The sequence below is a fragment of the Massilia psychrophila genome (genome assembly GCF_002760665.1).
Lineage (GTDB): Bacteria > Pseudomonadota > Gammaproteobacteria > Burkholderiales > Burkholderiaceae_D > JAFCUW01.
The window spans coordinates 1-15,862 of the sequence record NZ_PDOB01000035.1; the positions used below are offsets into that span (position 1 = coordinate 1).

The following is a 15,862-nucleotide window of genomic DNA, read 5'->3' on the forward strand; positions in this document are numbered from 1 at the left end:
CGGCATCAGCACCGCCAGTTCGGCCCGCGCGCGCGCGGCCAGTTCGACGCGCGCGCGCTGCTGCTCGGCGCGGTAGGCCGCCGCCGCCCTGGCCTGCAGGGCGGCGCGCAGCTGTTCTTCTTTTGCCTGGCGGTTCAGTTCCGCATCGGCCGCGCGCCGTGCCAGCAATTGCTGGCGCAGTGCTTCCTTGCGGTCGCGCTTGGCCGCGTCGACAATGGCGCGGTCGGCCTTTTCCTGCTCACGCCGTTCGCGCTGGCGCACCAGCTGGGCCGCCGCTTCCGCGTTCGCCTTGCGCTCGGCCGCCTCTCGTTGCTGCTGATGCTGCTGCTGCTGATGATACTGCTGCTGCTGCTGCTGATGATACTGCTGCTGCCTCTGGCGCATTTCTTCCTGCGAGCGCAGCGCCGCCTGCGCCGCGGCCGCCTCTTGCGGCGTCGGGCCGGCAGCAATGCCCAACTGGCCGAGCAGTTCGGCCACCGTGCCCGGTCGCATCCGCGCCTCATGGGCGAAGCCGCTCTTGAGCACCTCCCACTGGCGCTCCAGCAGCGCGCCCGGGCGCGAAGGCTCGTGCCCCGCCGTGCGCACGCCGTCGAACGGCATGCGCCCCTCGACCATCTGGTAAATCATCACCGCGACGGCGTACACGTCGAGCCCGCGCGCCGGTTCGCGCTGGTGGACGCCGGCCTCCGGCGCGCGGTAGCCGGCGGTGCCGGAATTGGCCGGGGCTTCCAGTCCGATGCTGCTGGCGCCCGATCGGGCGCGCGCGGCGATGCCGAAATCGAGCAGCTTGACCTCGCCTTTTTTAGTGACGAACACATTGGCCGGCTTGATGTCGCGGTGCACCAGCCGGTGTTTGTCCCATGCGTACTGCAAGGCCGCAGCGATCGGTTCGAGCAGCTGCGTCGCGCGCGTCAGCGTAATCGGGCCTTCGCGCGCCAGCAGGCTGTCGAGGTCCTCGCCATCAAGGCATTCCATGATGATGAAGTAGCTCATGGTTGCCGGGTCCTGCGCCCATTCGTAGACCCGCACGATATGTTCGTGCGCCAGCCGGCGCGCCTGGGTCGCTTCTTCGATCAGCAGCCGGGCGTGGGTCGCGCTCACGGTCAGCTGCGGCGGCAGGATCTTTAGCGCCACGCAGGCGCTGTGTCCCAGTTCGGCATGGGTCGCCAGGTCGGTCGCCTCCCACACCTGGCCCATGCCGCCCTGGGCGATCAGCCGCTCGAGCCGGTAGCGGCGGTTCTGCGGGCCGATTTCCATGCCGGTCATCAGGCCGAGCTCGGTCCCCTGGCGCGCCAAAATTCCACCCGGCATCGGCGCAACCGTGCCTGCCGGCGGCGCGTACTGCGCATCCAGGATGGCGTTCTTGCGGCTGTCGAATTCCTGCTCGCTCAACAGGCCGTCGTCAAGCAGGGCGCGCAGTTCGCGGATCTTGTCGCGTGCTGTCTGCATCTTTCCGGTCAAGGTGGCAAGGCTGCGCCGCACTGCGCGCAAAAGCGGCCGGCGGCCTGCCCCACGTGGCCGTTGGCGCATTGGCGCGGTGCTGCCGCCGCCGCCGCCGCGCCGGCGATTGCCGCGCCCACGCCCACACCGAGCTGCGATTGCGACGCCAGCGCCGCCTTGTTGACGTCGTTCTGCAGGCTCAACAGGTCGAGCTGGTGGCGCCGGTCCTTGTCGACCTCGAGGTCGCGCCGCGCCGCTTCACTCTGATGCCGTTCGTCGGCCATGCGCGCCGCCTCCTGCGGCGTGACGCCGTTCGATGCCGCCACCACGCCCGACAGCGCCGCCAGCTGCTGCGGGCTCATGGCGGCATGGACCTGGGTTTTCATGTAGTCGGCCAGCGCGGTGGCGTTCGGCGCTGGCGCCAACGCCACCTTGGCCGTGTCGCTCATGGCGCCGATCGTCTCGACCCGCGCCACGTCGATGCGCGCCATGTCGGCCAGGTGCGCGAGGTGGGCGAACTTGTCTTCGCGCTCGTGCTCCAGGCGGCGCAGCTGCTGCTGCCATTCGGCTTCGTGCGCCTGCCGTTTCATCGCGTGGCGGGCCTGTTCGCCGTCGAGCGCCAGTTGCTGCGCCTGGCGCGATTGCATGCCGTCGGCCTCGATCGTGCGCAGCAGCTTTTCGTACTGCGCGATCGACTCGGCCTGCGCACCTCCGCGCAGCAGCTCGCGCTGGCGTTCGAGGGCCGCCTGATCTTCCCATTCCTGCACCCGCTCGGCCTCGCGCTTGTGGGCCGCATTGACCAGCGCGATCGACTGCCACCCGGTCTTGTGCGCTTCGGCCTCGAGTTCGGACTGGCGCCTGGTCGCCGCCTGCTGGCTGGCGTGCAGGCCTTCCAGTTCGGAGCGCTTGCGGGCCTCATCTTCGATGAGCATCGCCTGGGCGACCTTGTTCTCGATCTGCTGCTGCAGCAAACGGTGCGAAAACCGCTGCTGCGCCATCTGGCGCGCTTCGAGCGATTCCTGCTGCGCGATTTCCAGTTCGGTGCGCATGCGGATTGCGGCCACTTCGCGCAGGTGGGCCCAATCGTTCGACTCGTCGCCGCGCGCCGCGCCTTTTTTCGCCAGTGCTTGTTCGAGTTCGGCCAGCACGTCGCCGGCGCCGCGTTCGATTGCCTGCTTGCGGTTCTTCGCCTCGACGATGCGGCCGTACAGGTCGATCTCGCGGGTGCGGATCGCCTGCACCCGCTCGGCATTTTGCAGCGACAGCTCGGCGCGCTCGATCGCCTCGTCCTGGCGCAGCTCCGCGCGGCGGTAGCGCAGCCGGCTATCGCGCTCCTCGCGGCCAATGCGCTGCCATTCGGCGGCGTCGTACAGCTCGTCGAGCTGTTTGGCGTGCTCGATCAGGGCGCGGCGCTCGTCCGCCACCAGCCACAGCGTGCCGATGCGCTCGCGGTTGGCGTCGAATTTATCGTGCCGCAGCGAGAGCGTATCGACCTGCGCCACCGCCAGGCCGTAGTGCGACAGCCGCAGCTTGAGCGCGCCCTGCAGCCGTTCGTCGAGTTGAAGGCGCAGTTCCGGGTTGCCCGTCATGTCGCGCAGCGACTGGCCGGCGACGAATTCGGCCGCCAGCTGGCGCACCGACGGCGCCAGCAGCTCACGCAGGTGCTCCACGGTGACGGTGCCGGGCAAGGTCATGAAATGGCGGGCGAAAGCGGCCACCTGCTCGATGCGCACGCTGACGGTAAAGTCGGCCGACAGTTTCAGGTATTCGGCGCTTTGCAGGTCGTCGAAGGCAAACACGACCGGCAGCGCGGCGCTGCGCGTGATCAGGATCTCGGCGTGGTCGTCGCGCAGCAGGTGATTGAGGCGGGTGAAAAATCCTTCAATTTCGTATTCGCCCTGCGGCACTTCGGTGGCCTTGTCGGCTTGCAGTATATAGGCGCGGGTGGTGGCCGGCACGCGCAGTGTCTTGACGAACAGGCCGGAAAGTTCGCGCACGCCGAAAAACACCGCCAGTTCGTCCGCGCCGGCAATCCAGCGGTTATCGCGCAGCACCGGCTCGTTGCGCGGCGCGCCCAGGGTCAGGCCGCACTGGGCGCAGTAAGCCGCTGCACCGCTATTGCTGTGCTCACAGCGCGGGCACCTGATGCCGCCAAATCCAAACATCTGGAACATATCGAACTCCTGGTTATTCAATCGTCACAGCTTTTTTTGGCGATAGCGCCCTGCCCGCTTCGATTTTAGCAGGGGGGCGCTCGCCACGATTGTTCAAATGATGCCGATCCGCTCGATGCAGGCCACGCTGGCGCCCTTTTCGGCCGCCGCCTGCACCAACGCTTCGATCGCGCCTGCCCATGCCGCCGGCAGCAGGATCCGGTCGCCCGCCACGGCGTGGCGCAACATCAGCGCGCACTTCGGCTCGCAGCAGTCGACCGGGTCAACCCGGCCGGCGTGCCAGGCCGACGAGCAGCCGGTGGCGATGATGCGCCCGCGCGGCATGAATTCGCGGCCGCGCGCCAGCCGGTCGGCCATCACCAGCGCCAGTTCAAACGAATTGCCATGGAAGCTGCGCTGGCCGAAGCGCACCACGCTGCGCCAGCGCCCCAGGCCGCGCGGATCGAAATGACGCGCGCCCACCAGCGCCCGGCGCACCGCCAGCTGCTGGGTGGAATCCAGGCCTGGCACTGCAATGGTGTCCTCTTCCTCGCCGCCCTCGCGTACCAAAGGATAGACGCTCACCTCAACCCAGCACAGGCTGTCGTTGATGCCGCCGCTATGCAACGGGAACCAGGCGCGCGCCGTTGCCACCGCCGCCGCCGCGTCGACCTGGCCGGTCAGCATGCCGAGATGGGCCAGTCCGTCCGGCCCGCCGAGCAGCGCATGCGGCGGCGCATCGATGGCGTCCCGGCCTGTGACGCGGCCAAGCTGCCATTCGTCGGACCAGCCGTTGGCCAGTACCGGCGCTTGCGGCCGGTAGACACCGCGCACCATGCGGTCGGCCAGCACCACGGCCAGTTCCCAGTCGCGTTCATGCGGGCCGGGCCGGCGGTCGATGCTGATGACGACCTGGTCGCGGCTGTCGAAGCACGCCTCGGTGAGGCGCGCCAGGCGCACTACGGTGAGCATGCGTTCGGCCAGCATGGGTGCGCCGGCCGCACCGCACTTGACGTCGGCGCGGTCGAGGCGCGGGCGCCGGGTGGCAGTCACCGTCAATCGCGAGCCGTCGGCCAGCAGGCTGCGGCATTGTGCAGTATCAGGCAGGCCGCTCATGCCGGCTGGTTTTCAGTTGCGACCATGCGCCGCTCGCCGAGGTCGTATTCCAGGTTGGCGACGATCCGCGCGCCATCGTCGAACAGCGCGTCGAGTTGCTGTGCGCCGGCGATCTGGACGCGTGCCAGCAGCGCCCAGGCTTCGTCGAGGGCGGCCACCGCGCGCCGGCTGTGGCCGATGCGACGCAGTTGCTCGTGCTTTGCCAACGCCACACCGGGAGCGGACAATTCGAGCGCCGGCATGGAGGACACCGCCAGGCTGACCAGGTCGAGCCGGCGCAACAAGTCCTGGTGGCGGCGAAACAGCAACTGGCCCGGCGGCAGCACCGCCAGGCGCAGCGCGCACATCACGCACGGCAGTTCGAGGAACAGGCGGCGCAGCGCGCGCGCGTCGGACAGCGGGTCGGAGGCTGCCGCAAGCGCACGGGGCAAGGGCAAGGACAGGGACAACTGCGCAACCGGGGCCTGTTCCAGCGTCCGCGCCATCAGCACAGCGGCGAAATCGACCGATTCGCCGAGGTCGACCGGCACGCATTCTTCCACCGTGACGCCGAAGCGCATGTACAGCAGCTGGTTGAAGCCGGCGCGAAAAGCGTTCCATTCGGTGAGTGACGTGCACGGCGGCAGCTCGAGATTGCCCTGCGCCAGCGCGCGCTGGAGGGCTGCCTCGACCGCCTGGCAAAAGTGCGCCAGCGCCAGCGGGCCGTGCGCTTCGCTCGCCAGGAACAGGTCGAAGCGCTGCTGCGCCACGCGCGGGTCGGCACTGTCGACGGCGAAGCCGACCCGCAGGCCAAGTTCGGGCGCGGCGCCAAACGGCACCAGGTCAACCGTGTAGGGGCCGGGATGGAACGCGTAGGCGGCTTCTCCCGGCGCCAGTTGCAGTCGGCTGCCCTCCTGGGCACGCCGGGTACGCCCGCCACTGTCGATCACCACCGCGACGCAAGCGGCGGGAACGGCGCAGCCCGAGTGCACCGGCATGGCGATGACGGCCGCGCCCAGCGCCGACATATCGGCCGGCGCGGCGCGCTCGGGCCACTTGAAGATGGCCTTCATCGTCGCCAATGTACTCATCGTTTGATTGCCCGATACCTTCACGCCCTCACCGCTTCGACCGCGAAGCTGGCGCCGCACAGCTGGAAGTGCGCCATTGGTGACAAGTCGAACGGCCAGGCGTTCTCGCATTCGCCGTCGGCGTCGAGGCGGCCTTGCAGGATGATGGCGCCGGCGCCGTCGCGCACCAGCAGCATCGGCTGCTCGCGCATCAGCGCTGGGGCGAACGGCGCGTCGGCCGCCAGCTTCAGGATCACCTGCCAGAGCGCGCCATCCTCATGCTGGACGAAATGCAAGGCCCAGTGGTTGTCGTCGGTGACCAGTTTTTCGAGCGCGGCGCCGGTGGCGGCCGCGCGCAGCATGCCGCCGCTCGCTTGCCAGGCGTGGGCCGACCGGGCGCGTTCGATCGACAATTGGCGCAGGCGCCGCATGGTCAGGGGCGAGCTGGCCAGCGCGGCGCGCTCATTGGGGTTCAAGGGGCGGCTGCCGTCAAGGGCGGCGGCCAGCACGTCGTCGGCCAGCATCATGCGGTCGCCATCGACGCGCTGTCGCAGCAGCAGTTGTTCGCGCAGCTTGTGCGCCAAACCGGATGGTGTCGTCAATTGATTCGCCGTCAAATCGTTCTCCTTCATGGCCGCGCCGCCGCCAGCAAGGCGGCGATCGCGGCATCGCGCCGTTTGCGCAGCGTCGGCAGCGATAGCTGGTCGAGCGCGGCCAGTTGCTGCATCGTGGGCAGCTCGCCGGTCGCCGGGTCCAGCCATTCGGCCGGGTAGCTGTCGTCCTGCGAGCCGAGCATCTTGAGGTACACGGCAAGGCGCACCGGCAGCGAGTCACCCGCCATTATGCGCGCGCTCCAGCTGCCCTGGTCCTGCGCGGCCCTCGCCAATTGCATGAAGCGGGGGGACAGTGAAACACTGGTGGCAATGCTTGCAAGCCGCTCGTCATCGGCGTCATCGTCATGGCAAACCTCCGGTTCGCCGTTTTCCAGGTCGTCCACGATAACCGGCAATATCCGGTCCGCCTCAACGCTTGCCTCCTGTGCGCCTTCCGGTTCAGATTCACCCAGCACGCGCGCCAGGTCGTCGAGCCACCCGGCAGCCTCAAAACCGTCCTGTTGCCAGTCGCAGTCGCGGTTGGCCGACAGTTCCTCGTAGTCGCCGATTTCGCGCAGCATGGCGCCGATTTTATCCGGATTGTTTTTTAAGCTGGCGAAGCGCTTGGAGCGCGTGTGCAGCGGCCCTGCCGTGCCAGTAAAACGTTGCTGCGATTCGCTCCAGCGGATCACCCACTCGGGCCGGCAGGTCGCGATCGACTTCATCTGGCGCACTTCGATGGGAGCGGCGGTCAGTTCGCGCGCGAGGATGGCGCCGACCTGGTCGGCGTTCTGCCGCCAGCCGTCGAACATGCGGGCGATGTCGCCGTAGGCGGTATCGAGCATGCGGTAGGCATAGATCTTGTTCGGACTGCACGCCCGGCCGCAGGCAACCTGGTAGTTGTCGGCATCGACCTTGTCGCGCAGGACGGCGAACATGTCGTTGACCTTCTTGCGCAGGATCGCCTCGCCGCCCGGCCTGGCCCAGAACGCCCCGGATTTCTGCTGCTCGCTGGCGACGGCAGTGGCGAACGCCGCCCAGTCGCCGCGCCTGGCCTGCAGTTCGAACAGCAGGGCGAGCGCCAGTTCGAGCACGCTTTCGCCATAGCTGTTGCCGGGCGCTTCGGCGCGCGGCGAGCGGCCGGCAACGCGCAGGTAGCCGCAAGCGAGGTCGACGAATTCATCCACCCCTTCCCACAGCCGCGCCGGGTCAAGCCGGGCGAACGCCGGCAGCGAGCACTGCCCCAGCAATTTGCGCACTTGTTCCCACCCGTGCTCTTGATACCGGGTTCCCGGCAGGCGCATACCTTTCCTCGTCGCGTTGATGGTGATGACCGGTCCGCCGCACAGCGGACCCATCAAAATGATGCCATACAACGGCGCGGGGAAGGCGCGCTGGAACGCCCTATTTACCCTTCTGTTCCCGATTCTGTTGATCCGGCCCATGCTGCCGCCCCTGGCTTGACGCCAACACCGCCGCCACAATTGGCGCGGCATGTTCGCCGCCGGTGCTCTCGGAATGACTGACAAACGCGGCAAGCGCCAGCCGGTGCGGTTGGCCAGGCAGGCTGCCCGGCTCGATCCAGCCGGTGAACCAGACGGTGGCAAGCTCGCTGGCCCCCTTGGCGCCCTTGGCGCCAAGGGGCGAGGTGCCGGTTTTGCCAAACAGGCCACGCCGCAAGGCGTCGAAGCGCGCGCCGCGGAAGGCGCCGGCGGCGGTGCCGACATCGATTACGCCCTTCATGCCGGCGCGGATGCGGTCGAGCCGCACGCCAAGCGGCGCCGTCAGGCCTGACGCTGCCGGGCGATTGTCAAGCGACAGCAGCAGGCGCGGCGCGATCACCTTGCCCTGGCCAACCGCGCCGGCCGCCAGCGCCATCTGCAGCGGCGTGGCCTGCATGCGCAATCCGATCGACATCTGGCGCAATTCGTGGCGGCTGTGGATCGGGTCGATGTTCGAGGCGCTTGCCTGCAACGCGTCCCACGCCGCCCATTGGTAGTCGGGCGGCAGCAGGCCGCCATCGAGCCGCAGCTTTTGGCCGAAGCCGAGCCGGTGCGCCATGCCGACGATCGGGCGCACGCTGTCGAGTGCTCCCGGCTCGAGCGGCTGCAGGTAGGGCGCGCCGCCCTCGGCGCGGCCGAACAAGGTAAGGTCGCTCAACTCGGCCGACCAGGCGAACCAGGTATTGAGGCTGTAGGTCAGCGCCTGCGCCAGGCCCAGCCTGCCGGCTTCGGCGCGCCGGTCGAGGTGCTGGCCCCGGTAATTGGTGATGTGCGCCAGCCCGGTTGCGGTGGCGCCGGCCGGGTAGCTCGACGAGCCGGTGCGAAACGCAAAACCCCGTTCGCGCGCCATGCCGTTGATCGCCGCCAGCGGCATCCCCCCAAGCAGCGCGTCGATCCGCGGATCGCGCAGGGCCGCCTGTTCGAGGCCCAGCGCGCTGATCACCTTGAAGGTCGAGCCGGGGCTGGAGTTGGCGCCGCCGTCGTGCTGGAAGGCCGGTAAGCGCAAGGGGCTGCGGGCCGGGTCCATGCGGTCGAAATTGCGTACCTCGTTCCAGTTGGCGGCGCTGACAGGGGCGCCGCCGGCGCCGGCGGCGGCCAGCACGTCACCGGTTTCAAGGTCGACAATGACGATGCCGGCGTGGCGCCCGCTTGGCGGCGCCACGCCGCCGCTGCAGGCCTTGCCGTCCCAGCGGCCGCGCCGCATGCCGATGCAGTCCAGCGCGCCCTGGCTGGCCGCCTGCAGTGCCAGGTCAAGCGTCAGCCTGGCCGCGTGCGGCGCGCCATCGGATGACGGCAGCCGTGCCAGCATGCCGGCGATACTGTTGGCGTGCTCGAGGCGAATGCCCAGCAGCGGCGCCAGGCCGGCGTCGATCGCTGCCGGCGTCGGCGCACCAAAGCGCCACAGCGGCACGCCGTTGCGGTCATCCAGCGTGACCTGGGAGCGCGCCGCCGGCCGCGCGCTAGTGGCCATGGTTGCTGCCGTTCCAGCCGTTCCAACCGTTCCAGCCATACCAACCGATACAAGCGGCTGCCAGTCGAGCCGCCCTTCAGCCACGTGCAAGTGGCGGTACTGCTGGTCGCCCGGCAATGCCAATACTGACATGTCGAGCGCGCCCGCTTCGAACGACACGCTGCGCGCGCCGGGCAGCAGCGCGAACGTCAGCACCTGGGCGGCGCCCCCATGGGCACAGGCGCGCCCGGTGCAGGCATCCCGCGCGTGCAGGATGCGGGCGCCCTGCACCGCGCCGGCGCGTCCGATCAGCATCAGCTGCAGCGTTTCGCCGCCGCGCGCCGGCTGCGCCAGGGCCAGCGTGAGGCGCGCGGACTCGGCAGCGTCGGGCCAGCTGTCGATCCGGCTCCATGGCGCCCAGCCCTGGCCGACGGCGGCAAACAGCCGGGATGCGGCGGCCGGCATCGCAGCGCTGCTCGATACAGCAGCCGCGCCCACGCTGGCCTGCCACTGCGGCTGCGGCTGCGGCTGCGGCTGCGATTGGCGGCCTTCTGGCGCGCGCCATGCCAGCAGGCGCTGTTCGTTATTAAAGACCCGCACCTGTTCGCGCACGTAGCCGCCGTCGGCCATGCGGTGCAATCGCTCGAGCAGTTTGACGGCGCCCGCGTCGAGCGTCACCTGGTCCCAGCCGGCGAGCTGGCCGGCGCGCCCTGGCGTTGGTGCCGCCCTCCAGGCCGGCAGGTCGCGCGGCGCCAGTTCGGCCAGGCCGCCTGGGCCAAGCCGCACCATGCCGCGTGCGCGCAGCGCCTGGAACAGCGCCTGGTCTTCGAGCTTGCCGCCGGCCTCCAGCGGCACCTGGTAACGGCCGGCGCCCAGCCACGCGCTGACCGGCTCGCCGCTGGACGGGTAGGCGCTGACGTATGCCTTGCGGTGCGCCCCACTTTGCCCGCTGGCGAGACTGCCCGGTACGCTGCGCACGACCCGCACCAGCAGTTCGCCCGCCTGCGGGCAGCCGGCGCTGGGGCGGCGCTGGATATGCAGGGCGGCGTCAGGCCGCCATACCAGCCAGCCGCCGCGGCGCAGCGCCGCCTGGCCTTGCGCGCCCTGCACGAGCTTGCCCCTGGCGCCGTCGCCGATCCAGCGCACCGTGGGGTCGGCGCCGTCCCAACGCAGCTGCAGCGGCGCCGGGGTACCGGCAGCGTCGGCGGCGAAATCGCCCGCCACATCACCGCTCACCAGTACCCGCGGCATGTCGCGCGTCCCGGGACCGCCGACCGCAACGGTGTGCGGCGCCGTTTTGCCGCGCGCCACCCAGCCGGCGACGTCGTCGAAACCGTCGCCGATCCGCAGCGGCAACAGGCGCCGGCCGCGCATCTGGCCGCACAGGTCGATTTTGACGGCCGGCGCACTTTGGGTGGCGGCGGCGATCAGCAGCGCGCCGCCGTCGACTTCGGCCAGCGTGATGCCGGTTTGGTCGGGGACGCTAAACACGGCGCCGGGCGCCAAAGCCGCCTGGAACTGCGCGGCCGGACGCGCGCCGGCGGCGCCTGCCGCCCGTACCAGGCCGCGCGCATGGCTGCCGATCAGCGTCGCCCCGGCGAGCGCCGCCACCACGCCGGCAACGGCAATCCAGCGCGCAGCCGGGGTGGACACGATGGACACGATGGACAAACCGGGCAACGCACGCGCCTGCAAGTTGCGCGCGCGCCGCCAGGCGGTGCGCTGCGCGCGGGCCGCTTCAACCACATGTCGGATCAAGCCTGGCATTGTTTCCCCGTCTGAAAATAACCGGCCGTGCCGGTGCGCAAGCCGCCTGCGCATCCTTAGCGGGGGGCAGCCGAAAAGCCGGGTCCGCTGTGACGTTTCGTCGTCTTTTTTTGCAGGCCGGTGCGCCGATCCTGCGCCTCGTCGCAATCGGCTCGCGATGGCGCGGGCCAATGGCTACAGTGCTTGCATCGGAACCCCACATTGAAAGGAAACAGCATGAACGTCCTGAAAAACTTTGAAGCCGTGTTCGTCATGGCCCTGGGTGTGGCGGCCGGCGCCAGCTACTTTGCACAGTCCGCCGACGCGGCAGCAAACCCGGCGGCAGCGGTCGCTGCCGCGACAGCGATGAATACAATGATGAGTACAACGATGAGTACGACAAACATCGCCACGCCGTCGACGATGGCGGTCGTTACCGTCGCCGGGAAACGCATGAACGCTATCGAAAAACAGCGTTCGCTGGAAGACGAGCGCCGGCTGGTGCAGGGAGCGCCGACGAGACGCTTCGGTAACGCGCTGTTTCGATAGGCGCCCAAGCGATTTCCATCACTTGTTTCAGTTGTAAGCAACTGCGTCAATTGTCCGGATCGACGGTTCAGCTTGATATATTGAACCGTTGGCTTTACGACGGAGAAAAAATGAAACGCACACTCACACTCGCTACCATGATCACGCTCGGCGCCGCAGCCTGGATGCCGTTGCCTTCGATGGCCCAGATCGGCCTAAATCTGGTCATCAACTCGGCCCCGCCGGCGCCCCGTTTTGAAACCGTGCCGGCAGCGCGCCATGGTTACGTCTGGGCGCCAGGCTACTGGAACTGGGATGGCCGCCGTCACGCCTGGCTCGCCGGTCACTGGGAAAATGCGCGCGACGGCTATCAGTACCAGGGCAGCGAATGGCAGCGCGACGGCGACGGCTACCGCCTGCGCGCCGGCAGCTGGCAGCCGGTGGCGACGCAAGTGCGCTACAACGACATCCGCATGGCGCCGCCGGCGCCGCGCTACGAGCGCATTCCGCGCTCGCGTGACAGCCACGTATGGCAGCCGGGCTTCTGGGACTGGCGCGGCAACCGCTACGAGTGGCGTTCCGGCATCTGGGTCGCCGAGCGTCCCGGCTACGTCTACTCGCAGCCGAACTGGCAGCAGCGCGATGGCCGCTGGTTCATGGAACCGTCGCGCTGGACGCCGCGCGGCGGCCGCGACCGCGACCATGACGGCGTGCCCGACCGCCTCAAGCACAACGGCCATCGCGACCACGACCGTGACGGCGATGGCGTGCGCAACCACCGCGACGACCGTCCCGACAATCCGCGCCGCAACTGACGCGGCATGAACAAGCGCCTTCGGGCGCTTTTTTTGGCCACGACATGGCCACGACATGACCACGACATCGCGCTGGCAATCCAGGCGCAATATCGGGTAAGCTGCCGCATGCCCGATTTCGCCCGCCTCCAGTCAGCCGCCCTCAAATCCGAACTGCGCGCCAGCTTGCGCCTGACCAGCCGCACCGGCTGCTCGCCCGAGGCGGCGCTGCGCACGACGCTTGCGGCCAGCGCCGGTGCCGGCGCAGGAGCCGACGCCGACACCGTCGATGCCGCACTGGTAAAAATGCTGGCCGCGCGCGACGCACTACGGCTAGCCGATTGCGCGCGCAGCGCCGCCATCGCGCGCAATCGGGCCGGCCCGCCGGCGGCGTGGCGCGGCTGGTTCGACGGCTCGGCCCAGCCGAATCCCGGCGCTTGCGGCATCGGAGCGCTGCTCAAGGGGCCGGCCGGCGAACATGTTGCGATTTCGCGCGCCGGCGGCTACGGCAACAGCAGCGAGGCGGAGTACCGCGCCTTGATTGCGCTGCTTGAAGCGGCGCTCGACTGCGGCGCCCATGACGTGACCATCTACGGCGACAGCAAAGTGGTGATCGACGACATCAACGGTCCGTTCGCCGGCGCCGTCGTCTCCTTGCTGGACTACCGCGCGGGGGCGCTGGCCCTGATGGCGCGGCTGCCCGCCGTCAGCGTGCGCTGGATCGCACGCCACAAGAACGGCGAAGCAGATGCCCTCTCACAGCGCGCCGGGCGCGCGCTTGCCTGCAGCGACCGCCCCGGTGCATCCTGACTTGCCAATGCGCTAATATATGGTCCTGACCGCTGCCTGATGCAATTCATCTTCATGCCGATGCCGAGCGCCATCAATGGGGCGTGCGTGCGGCGTGCGGAAAAGTACAACATCCCGGCTTGCCCCGTTATAATCGCGCATCGTCCAAGCCAGAGGCCTCACCGTGTCCGATCGCATCAAAGTTTTGCCGCAATATCTGCTGCCGAAGCAGGCCTTGACGACCTTCGCCGGCCGGGTCGCCGGCGCCAAGGGTGGGGTCTGGACTACCAACCTGATCCGTTGGTTCGTCGACAAATACGGCGTCAACATGGACGAGGCGGTAAATCCTGACATCGCCAGCTACAGCAGCTTCAACGAATTTTTCACGCGTCCGCTCAAACCCGACGCGCGTCCGCTGGCGCAGGCCGATTTCATCTGCCCGGTCGACGGCGCCATCAGCCAGTTCGGCCAGGTCGACGACCACCAGATCTTTCAGGCCAAGGGCCATAAATTCACCACCGCCGAACTGATCGGCGGCGACGCCAGCCTGGCGGCCCACTTCCAGCACGGCAGCTTTGCCAATCTGTACCTGAGCCCGAAGGACTACCACCGCCTGCACATGCCGTGCGATGGCCGGCTTGAGCGGATGATCTATGTGCCCGGTGCGCTGTTCTCGGTCAATCCGACCACTGCGCGCGGCATTCCCGGCCTGTTTGCCCGCAACGAGCGCGTGGTGTGCGTGTTCGAGTCGCCCGAACACGGCCCGTTCGTGCTGACCCTGGTCGGCGCGACCATCGTCGGCAGCATGGAAACGGTATGGCACGGCGCGGTCAATCCGACCCGCCCCGGCAAAGTGTGCGAATGGGATTACCGCGGCCAGGACATCGTGCTGAAAAAAGGCGCCGAGATGGGCCGCTTCCTGCTCGGCTCGACCATCATCATGCTGTTCAGGCAGGACACCATCGCCTTTAATGCCGACTGGGCGCCGCAACGCACCATCCGCCTCGGCGAGACAATGGGCAACTGCCCGCGATAACAATCGGCAGCGGGCGCCTACCCCAGGCGTTTCCTGACGTCTTCGCAGCACAGCACTTCCATCATATCGAGGAAGGCGCGCGTCTTGGCCGGCATCAGGCGCCGGCCGGGAAATACCGCCCAGCCCGTCACGGCCGGCAAGTCCCATTCGGGCAGTACCCGCACCAGCTCGCCTTTCTCCACGAACGGCGTTGCAAACAGGTCCGAGCTGGCGGCGATACCGGCGCCGCTGCAGGCAATGCGGGCCAAGAGGTCGGGCGAGTTGGCCGTCATGCGCACCGGCAGTTCGCGCGACCACTGCGTCTTGCCGCGGGCAAGCAGCCAGCCCTGCGCGCCGCCGTTGCGCGACAGCAGGCAAAGTAAATCATGGCGCAGCAGGTCGTCGGGCGTCTCGGGCAGGCCGCGCGCGGCGATGTACGACGGCGCCGCATACAAGCCCACTTTTTCAAACGCCACCCGGCGCGCCGCCAGCGATGCATCGTCCGGCAGGTCGCCCATGCGAATGGCGATGTCGAAGTTTTCCGCCACCAGGTCGACCCGGCGCGGCGACAGGTCGAGCTCCAGCGTAATGGCCGGATAGCGCGCCATGAATGCGGTGATCACGCTCGTGAGGCCCAGGTTGGCGAAGTCCGACGGCATCGACACCCGCAGCCGCCCGCTCGGTTCCTGCTGGCGGTGCTGGACCAGGGCGCCGGCCGCCTCGACTTCCTCCACCACCTTGCGCGCGTGCTCGAGCAGGCTGGTGCCGAACTCGGTGAGCATCAGTTTGCGCGTGGTCCGCTGGAGCAGCCGCTCGCCCAGTTTCGCTTCCAGCAGCGCAATGCGGCGCGACACGGTCGACTTCGGCAAATCCACCCGCTGCGCCGCCTTGCTGAAACTGCCGGTCTCGACAATTCGCGCAAACAGCAGCAGGTCATTCGGTTCGACATCCATTTGATTATCCCGCTGGTTGAATAATGTTATCCATTTTAGCGTCTTTCAAATTGATTTTGGAACTGCTAAAGTGTTCTTCATCCGGTTCCAGCACCTACCACACTCAACACCTTGGAGCGACACATGAACATCCTGCAAATCAATTCCAGCGCCCGCAGCACCGGTTCCGAGTCCACCCGCCTTGCCGACAAGATCGTTTCCGGCCTGACCGCCGACAACGCCGGCGCGCTCGTCACGCGCCGCGACCTGGCGTCGCAGCCGCATCCCGCCATCGACGAAGCGGCCCTCGGCGCGCTGTTTACGCCGGCGGACCAGCGTACGTCCGAACAGGCGGCGCGAGTCGCCCTCGACGACGCCTTGATCGCCCAAGTGCTAGCCGCCGACGTGATCGTGATCGGCGCGCCGATGTACAACTTCGGCATCACCACCCAGCTGAAAACCTGGTTCGACGCGATCGCCCGCGCCGGCGTGACGTTCCGTTACAGCGCGAGCGGCCCTGAAGGCCTGCTCAAGCACAAAAAAGTTTTCGTCACCCTATCGCGCGGCGGCGTGCACCGCAACGGCGCGAGCGATTCGCAAGTGCCGTACCTGATTACGTTCCTCGGCTTTTTGGGCCTGACCGACGTCAGTTTCGTGTACTCGGAAGGCCACGGCCTGGGTCCGGAAGCGGTCGCCAAGGCAAAAGCCCAGGCCGACGCCGACATCGAAGCAGCACTGGCGTAAGCTTCGCCAGC

13 protein-coding genes are annotated in these 15,862 nt (G+C 68.3%); 5 read left to right on the forward strand and 8 right to left on the reverse strand.

Annotated features, from left to right (window positions below; genetic code table 11):
• The 7 genes from CR103_RS17730 to CR103_RS17760 all read right to left on the reverse strand — a co-directional run.
• A partial coding sequence (locus CR103_RS17730) for a serine/threonine-protein kinase (protein WP_180279448.1) occupies window positions 1-1,449 on the reverse strand: 1,449 nt, incomplete at its 3' end.
• Window positions 1,450-1,457: 8 nt separating this feature from the next.
• Window positions 1,458-3,614 (reverse strand): hypothetical protein, encoded by a 2,157-nt coding sequence (locus CR103_RS17735; RefSeq protein ID WP_099917268.1) that lies wholly within the window; start codon window positions 3,612-3,614, stop codon window positions 1,458-1,460.
• A 93-nt stretch (window positions 3,615-3,707) separates the two neighbouring features.
• Window positions 3,708-4,709 (reverse strand): hypothetical protein, encoded by a 1,002-nt coding sequence (locus tag CR103_RS17740; protein ID WP_099917269.1) that lies wholly within the window; start codon window positions 4,707-4,709, stop codon window positions 3,708-3,710.
• Window positions 4,706-5,779 (reverse strand): hypothetical protein, encoded by a 1,074-nt coding sequence (locus CR103_RS17745; protein ID WP_229443581.1) that lies wholly within the window; start codon window positions 5,777-5,779, stop codon window positions 4,706-4,708. Before CR103_RS17745 ends, CR103_RS17740 begins: the two co-directional genes overlap by 4 nt.
• Before the next feature lie 20 nt (window positions 5,780-5,799).
• On the reverse strand, window positions 5,800-6,375 hold the full coding sequence (locus CR103_RS17750) for a hypothetical protein (RefSeq protein ID WP_307719724.1): 576 nt from the start codon (window positions 6,373-6,375) through the stop codon (window positions 5,800-5,802).
• An 11-nt stretch (window positions 6,376-6,386) separates the two neighbouring features.
• Window positions 6,387-7,709, reverse strand: coding sequence for a hypothetical protein (locus CR103_RS17755; protein ID WP_229443583.1), 1,323 nt, complete (start codon window positions 7,707-7,709; stop codon window positions 6,387-6,389).
• 46 nt (window positions 7,710-7,755) lie between these two features.
• The gene (locus CR103_RS17760; protein ID WP_099917272.1) at window positions 7,756-11,070 is read right to left on the reverse strand and encodes a penicillin-binding transpeptidase domain-containing protein; all 3,315 of its coding nucleotides are present in this window, start codon (window positions 11,068-11,070) and stop codon (window positions 7,756-7,758) included.
• Between the two features lie 216 nt (window positions 11,071-11,286).
• Between CR103_RS17760 and CR103_RS17765 the strand changes: the two genes are divergently transcribed.
• The 4 genes from CR103_RS17765 to asd all read left to right on the forward strand — a co-directional run bounded on the left by CR103_RS17765 (window position 11,287) and on the right by asd (window position 14,196).
• Window positions 11,287-11,598 (forward strand): hypothetical protein, encoded by a 312-nt coding sequence (locus CR103_RS17765; protein ID WP_180279449.1) that lies wholly within the window; start codon window positions 11,287-11,289, stop codon window positions 11,596-11,598.
• A 110-nt stretch (window positions 11,599-11,708) separates the two neighbouring features.
• Window positions 11,709-12,392, forward strand: a complete 684-nt coding sequence (locus tag CR103_RS17770; RefSeq protein WP_099917301.1) for a YXWGXW repeat-containing protein — start codon at window positions 11,709-11,711, stop codon at window positions 12,390-12,392.
• A 6-nt stretch (window positions 12,393-12,398) separates the two neighbouring features.
• Window positions 12,399-13,181, forward strand: coding sequence for a ribonuclease HI family protein (locus CR103_RS17775; protein ID WP_229443585.1), 783 nt, complete (start codon window positions 12,399-12,401; stop codon window positions 13,179-13,181).
• Between the two features lie 163 nt (window positions 13,182-13,344).
• A complete protein-coding gene (gene asd / locus CR103_RS17780; RefSeq protein WP_099917273.1) occupies window positions 13,345-14,196 on the forward strand; it encodes an archaetidylserine decarboxylase in 852 nt (283 codons plus the stop codon).
• A 17-nt stretch (window positions 14,197-14,213) separates the two neighbouring features.
• On the opposite strand, the gene CR103_RS17785 is transcribed toward asd, so the two are convergent.
• Entirely contained in the window at window positions 14,214-15,128 is a 915-nt protein-coding gene (locus CR103_RS17785; RefSeq protein WP_099917274.1) for a LysR family transcriptional regulator, read from the reverse strand.
• Between the two features lie 123 nt (window positions 15,129-15,251).
• On the opposite strand from CR103_RS17785, the gene CR103_RS17790 reads away from it, so the two are divergent.
• A complete protein-coding gene (locus tag CR103_RS17790; protein ID WP_099917275.1) occupies window positions 15,252-15,851 on the forward strand; it encodes an FMN-dependent NADH-azoreductase in 600 nt (199 codons plus the stop codon).
• Window positions 15,852-15,862 lie beyond the last annotated feature (11 nt).